The organism is Bradyrhizobium valentinum (assembly GCF_001440405.1).
In the GTDB taxonomy this organism is placed as follows: domain Bacteria; phylum Pseudomonadota; class Alphaproteobacteria; order Rhizobiales; family Xanthobacteraceae; genus Bradyrhizobium; species Bradyrhizobium valentinum.
In genome coordinates this window covers 1-5667 of the sequence record NZ_LLXX01000004.1, presented here as the reverse complement: position 1 = coordinate 5667, position 5667 = coordinate 1, and the positions used below count along the sequence as shown (strand labels likewise).

The 5667-nt window shown below is 64.3% G+C and carries 6 protein-coding genes and 1 pseudogene; 5 read left to right on the top strand and 2 right to left on the bottom strand.

Annotation, left to right across the window (positions count from 1 at the left end):
* A partial coding sequence (locus CP49_RS00500) for a winged helix-turn-helix domain-containing protein (protein ID WP_197422985.1) occupies positions 1–360 on the bottom strand: 360 nt, incomplete at its 3' end.
* A gap of 263 nt (positions 361–623) precedes the next feature.
* Between CP49_RS00500 and CP49_RS00495 the strand changes: the two genes are divergently transcribed.
* The 4 genes from CP49_RS00495 to CP49_RS00480 all read left to right on the top strand — a co-directional run bounded on the left by CP49_RS00495 (position 624) and on the right by CP49_RS00480 (position 3979).
* Positions 624–1484: a class I SAM-dependent methyltransferase gene (locus CP49_RS00495; protein ID WP_057848343.1), complete on the top strand. Its 861-nt coding sequence runs from the start codon at positions 624–626 to the stop codon at positions 1482–1484.
* Between the two features lie 204 nt (positions 1485–1688).
* Positions 1689–2582 carry an alpha/beta fold hydrolase gene (locus CP49_RS00490; protein ID WP_057848342.1) on the top strand — a complete coding sequence of 298 codons (894 nt, stop codon included), beginning with the start codon at positions 1689–1691 and terminating at the stop codon, positions 2580–2582.
* Positions 2583–2652: 70 nt separating this feature from the next.
* Entirely contained in the window at positions 2653–3555 is a 903-nt protein-coding gene (locus CP49_RS00485) for an efflux RND transporter periplasmic adaptor subunit (protein WP_082645805.1), read from the top strand.
* Positions 3556–3697: 142 nt separating this feature from the next.
* Positions 3698–3979, top strand: coding sequence for a GIY-YIG nuclease family protein (locus tag CP49_RS00480; RefSeq protein WP_057848341.1), 282 nt, complete (start codon positions 3698–3700; stop codon positions 3977–3979).
* Between the two features lie 214 nt (positions 3980–4193).
* On the opposite strand, the gene CP49_RS00475 is transcribed toward CP49_RS00480, so the two are convergent.
* Positions 4194–5033, bottom strand: a complete 840-nt coding sequence (locus tag CP49_RS00475) for a caspase family protein (protein WP_057848340.1) — start codon at positions 5031–5033, stop codon at positions 4194–4196.
* 374 nt (positions 5034–5407) lie between these two features.
* On the opposite strand from CP49_RS00475, the pseudogene CP49_RS00470 reads away from it, so the two are divergent.
* Positions 5408–5667: pseudogene (locus CP49_RS00470) on the top strand (hypothetical protein); the annotation flags it as partial.

The window sequence follows — 5667 nt, the reverse complement described above, 5'->3', positions numbered from 1 at the left end:
GGGGGCGCGCGGCTCGGGCGCAGCGCCGCGGGCTGCGCCGCCGTTCGCGGCTTTCGGCTGCACGTCGCCGACGAAGCGAAAACCTTTGCGCGGCAGGGTGCGGATCATGATTTGATCCTTGCCGCTGTCGCCGACCGCCCTGCGCGCGGCGTTGATCCGGCTCGTCAATGTGGATTCGGAGACGATGCGGCCATCCCACACCGTCTCGATCAGATCGTCCTTGGTGACGACGTGGTCGCGGTTTTCGATCAGGTGAACCAGGAGATCGAACACCTGCGGCTCGACCGCCACGCTCTCGCCGCCGCGGGTCAGCTCGCGAAGGTCGACATCCAGCACATGGTTGGAAAAGTGAAATTGCACGGCTTCATCCCGGTTAAATCGTCATGGATCACTTCGGACCGCACGTAATTTCGGGTCATTTTGTCCCGCACGCGGAAGAGGTTAGAGCGAATTTTCCGGCGGGACCGTGTGAAAAATCTCACAGAAAGAGGCATCTCACTGAAAAATCAGGATGCCCTCAAGGCAAAATCAGCCCCGCATCACAGTCTTTAGGTCCGCCCAAGGCCATCTTTGGTTCACCAGCGGCCCCCTCCTGTGGCCGCAGCATCCCAAAGGAGACATCGATGGCCGCCCAGAGCGCGATCGCAGCGACCGAAATCCAAGCCGATTCTGCCCAGCCCGCCCCCGACCTTGCAGCCCTCAAGACGCGTCAACAAGCCGCATGGTCGTCAGGCAATTACGCCATCGTCGGCTCGACGCTGCAGATCGTCGGCGAAGAACTCTGCGAGGCGCTCGATCTCAAGGCCGGCTCAAAGGTGCTCGATGTCGCCGCCGGCAACGGCATGGCGAGCCTTGCCGCAGCACGGCGCTGGTGCGACGTCACCTCGACCGACTACGTGCCGGCGCTATTGGAACGCGGCCAGGCGCGCGCTGCGGCGGAAGGCATGCAGATCGAATTCAGGGAAGCCGACGCGGAAAACCTGCCCTTCGACGATGGCAGCTTCGACACGGTGCTCTCCACCTTCGGCGTCATGTTCACGCCGAACCAGGACCGTGCGGCCGCCGAGCTGATGCGGGTCTGCAAGCCCAAGGGCCAGATCGGCCTGGCGAACTGGACACCGGAAGGCTTTATCGGACAGGTCTTCAAGACGCTCGGCAAATATCTGCCGCCGCCCACTGGGGCCAAATCGCCGGCGCTGTGGGGCACAAGCGCGCGGCTGACCGAAATGTTCGACGCGGGCGCGCGCTCGATCAAAGCGGAATCGCGCCTGTTCAGGTTTCGCTATCGCTCGCCGGCGCACTTCCTCGACATCTTCAAGACGTATTACGGCCCGGTGCTGAAAGCGTTCGCCGCGCTCGACCCGGCGAAACAGGAAGAGCTGCATAACGATCTGCATGCCCTGATCGTTCGCATGAACAGGTCCGGCGACAGCACGATGGTCGTGCCCAGCGAATATCTCGAGGTTGTCATCACCAAGCGGTGACACCGAGCGTGATGACGTTTCTTCGAATCGTCATCCCACTCTCACTCTTTGATTTGAGCATGATCTCCGGGCAACGCTTCGCGTTTGTCCCGAGGGAAAACCGGTATCCACTTTTCCGGATCATGCTCATGCTCCAGCAAGACTTCGGCGGGGCCATTGGCGTGGCCCCGCTGATGCGTCCATCCGCAAATCAGGAATATTTCGATGACGAATGTGATTCCAATCGCGCGCTCAGAACGCGGCAAGGAACGCGGCAAAGAACGCAAAAAGGCTTGCATCGTGGCCCTGCATTGTTCGCTCGGCTCGGGCCGCCAATGGAAGGCGCTCGCCGATGAACTCGGACGTAGCCATCCGTTCATCGCCCCTGATATCTCGGGCTATGGCGCCCAGGCTTGCGCGCTGGACCTGCCCCTGACGCTCGCGGAAGAGGTCCGATGCCTGAGCGGCACGCTCAACGAGGCGGAGGGACCAATCCATCTCATCGGCCATTCCTACGGGGGCGCGATTGCGTTCAAGATCGCGACCGCTTCACCGTTCGCGCATCGCGCGCGCAGCCTGACGCTGATCGAGCCGGTGCTGCCGACGCTGCTGTGCGAGAGCGATGCGGATCGCCGGCTTCACGCGCGTTTCGCGGAGGTCGCGCGGGACGTTTCCGAGGACCTCTGGAATGGATCGGCGCTCGAGGCGATCGACAAGTTCGTCGAGTTCTGGAACGGATCCGGCCCGCAGGATCCGCTGCCGGCCAGCGCGCGCCTGCGCATGATCGAGCGCGCCGACAAGCTCGCCTTCGATTTCACGGCGGCGTTCGCCGAACAGAATGTCCCGATCGCGGCGGCCTCGCTTCGCGTCCCGACGCTGCTGTTTTCGGGCGGGCTGTCGCCCTATCTCACCCAGCGCATCGTGCAGCGGCTCGGCGCGATCATGGACTGCGCGGAAATCCAGCATTTGCCGGCCGCCGGCCATATGCTTCCGCTTACCCATGCCTCGTCAGTCAATCCCGCGATCGCGAGACACATCGCCCGCGCGGACGAACTCGCGGGCGTTCCGCTGGCGGCAGAGGCTGTGCTGGCGGAGGCCGTCAGCGGGGCGGAGGGGTGAGATTCTTGGCGCTTGGCTCTCCTGTCGGCCTTCTGGTATCGGTTAGACCGAAACCGGGAACGAAATGCCGATGACCATTTTCCGCACGCGCGACCTTTCACTGAGGCTGGCCCCCCTGATCGCAGCGGGAATGTTCTGCCTGTTTTCCTCCCCAATGCGCGCCGCCGAGGACCCCGACCCCGCCGCCCCGAAGGGCGCCGCGGTCACCGTGCTCAAGGCGCAAAAATCCTGCTTCGCCAATATCGTCGAGGTGTCCGGCACCATCATTGCGCGCGAGGAGACGCAGGTGCGGCCCGAGCGGATGGGGCTGAAGGTCGCCGAGGTGATGGTGGATGCGAGCGACAGCGTTACCGCAGGCCAGGTGCTGGCGAAGCTGAACCTGCCCGAGGGCGGGCAGATCACGGTGCAGGCGCCGGTCGGCGGCGTGATCTCGGCCTCGACGGCGTCCGTCGGCGCGATGGCATCGGGCAAGGGCGAAGCGCTGTTCTCGATCATCGCGCGCGGCGAGTTCGACCTGGTCGGCATGGTGCCGACGCGCGATATCCAGAAGCTCCAGGTCAACCAGACCGCGCGGATCAAGGTGATCGGCGCCGGCGAGGTCGATGGAAAGGTGCGGCGGCTGTCGACCACCGTGGAGCCGAACAGCCAGCTCGCGCAGGTATTCGTCGGCGTCACCACCAACCGGCGCCTGCTGGTGAATTCCAGCGGCCGCGCGCAGATCAGGACCGGGCAGAGCTGCGGCGTCTCGGTGCCGCTCACCGCGATCCTCTACGGCACCGCCGGCACCGTGGTGCAGGTGGTGCGGCGCTCGCGTGTCGAAACGCGGCGGGTGGAGACGGGGCTGATGTCGGCCGGCCAGGTCGAGATCACCTCCGGGCTGCAGGAAGGCGACATCGTGGTGGCGCGCGCCGGCGCGCTGCTCCGCGAAGGCGACCCGGTGCGGCCGGTAACGGCGTCGGCTGCCACGAAGTAGGGCACAAACACGCGCGTCGTCCCTGCGAACGCAGGGGCCCATAACCACAGGCGCTTGTTGTGCGTTACAGTGTCTGCTACCGCGCCTCATCGATAGATCACGCGGTATGGGTCCCTGCGTTCGCAGGGACGACGGGTGGCGCATGTACTACGTTTACATCCTCGCGAGCCGGCGGCACGGAACGCTCTATATCGGGGTGACCAATTCTCTCGCAAAACGGATGGAGCAGCATCGCAATGGTGAAGGCTCGTCGTTCGTCAAAACGTACGGCGTTTATCGTCTGGTTTATGTCGAAGCGTTCGAGCGGCCGGATGAAGCGATCGCGCGTGAAAAGCAGTTGAAACGGTGGAAACGCGACTGGAAGATCGAGCTGATCGAGCGCGAGAACCTGGAGTGGCGGGATCTGAGCGATTTGATTGTTTGATGCGCTCAGCGTCCACATTAAAGGTGTCGTCCCTGCGGAAAGCAGGGACCCATACGCCGCGGCCGGTGTGAAGGGGCGCGCGGGGAGACGGCTTCTCGACAAATTCGCGATGGCAGTTGACTGGCGCAAAGCGTCGAGTACCGCACGCCATCGATAGATCACGCGGTATGGGTCCCTGCGTTCGCAGGGACGACCGGGTGGAGGGAGCGCGCCTTTACCCGCCGAGGCGGACGTCTTCCAGCAGCGACGACGACACCTGGGGCACCTGCTCGCCGTCGGAAGCACGGGAGATCGAGATGCGGGTCTTGTTGAAGGCGGTCGCGGCGCCGGATTGCGAACTCAGGTTGTTGAGCAGCTCGGTCACCAGCACGCTGTACTGGCCCTTGCCGTCGTCGGCGACCTTGCCCGGCGTCGCCGAGGTCAGGATCAGCGCGTTTTCCGGCGCTGAAATCGGCGCGAGGCCGTGGGAGTAGGAGCGGAAGCGGCGTTCATAGGGGTTGCGGCGGGAGGCGTCGACGACGACGAGCTTGGCCTTGGCGCCCTTCTCGGTCATCGCGTCCAGCACCTGCTCGATTGAGACGCCGTCGCGGCGAACGTCGCCTTCCTTCCAGATCGCGGCATCGACCGGGATCATGAAGCTCTCGCGGCCGACCTGAACGCCATAGCCGCCGAAGAACAGCATCGCCACGGTGTCCTGCTTGATCTTGCCCTTCAGGCGGACGATGGCGCGGGCCATGTCGTCCTTGGTGGCGTCCTCGACCACGTCGACGTCAAAACCCTTGGCGCGCAGGGCGGCGGTGAGGCCGCGGGCGTCGTTGATGGGCTGGGACAGCGGGGCTGACGCATCCGGGTAATGGCCGTTGCCGATCACCAGCGCAACGCGGCTGGCTGACGCGCCGATCGAGCCGGTCTGCTCGGTCCCGATCGCCTTGGCGGCGTCGAGCGAACGCTTGTTCAACGCCGCATGGGCGCCGATCGCGAGCGACACCAGGCCGACAAACGCAACGGCAATGGTGAGGCTGCGGCGGGAGATGCGGAGCTGACCGAGTTTCATCGCGTTACCATCCCAAGTTTGTCCAAAGGCACCAAGCAAGACCGGCGCCAGTTAGTCGCGTGAGGACCGTTCAGGTTTGAAGGGGTTGCCGGGTGTGTGCCGTCAAATTGCGCTCAATTTGCGGCACCGCAACAACCGGGCTTTTAGCCTGCCGGGCCCTCCCGAACAACCTCATTTGGTGCATAGAGCCAATTGCCGCCGACTATGGCGAAGGGTAAATTCCAATTACGTGACCTACATCACATTTGTGTTTTTCGTCGATTTATATAGTTTTCAAGGGCTTGCGGGCCCGATCCGGCCGGCGGTGGCCGCCTTAAGTAATATGCCATGCTTAACGCGGCCCTTCCTTCACCGTTCCGGCGGAAAGAAATTGCATGGGCTTCCACACCATTGCCGGCGCCACATTCCGGGCGCTGACCGCCCGGAAAGACGGCCCGTCGCTGTACGACGTCTGCGACCCCGTGCTGCTGAAGTACCGCGGCGGCGACCCGCATCTCGGCAAGTTCTATCGCACCGCGCTGGGCAACCCGGCGCTGCGGCCGCTGCTGCGGCGGACCGGACACCCGGCGCTGCGCGACGAGAAGCGGCTGGGCGCCCTACAGGAGGCGCTGAGGCGGGCGCGCGACGAGGCCGA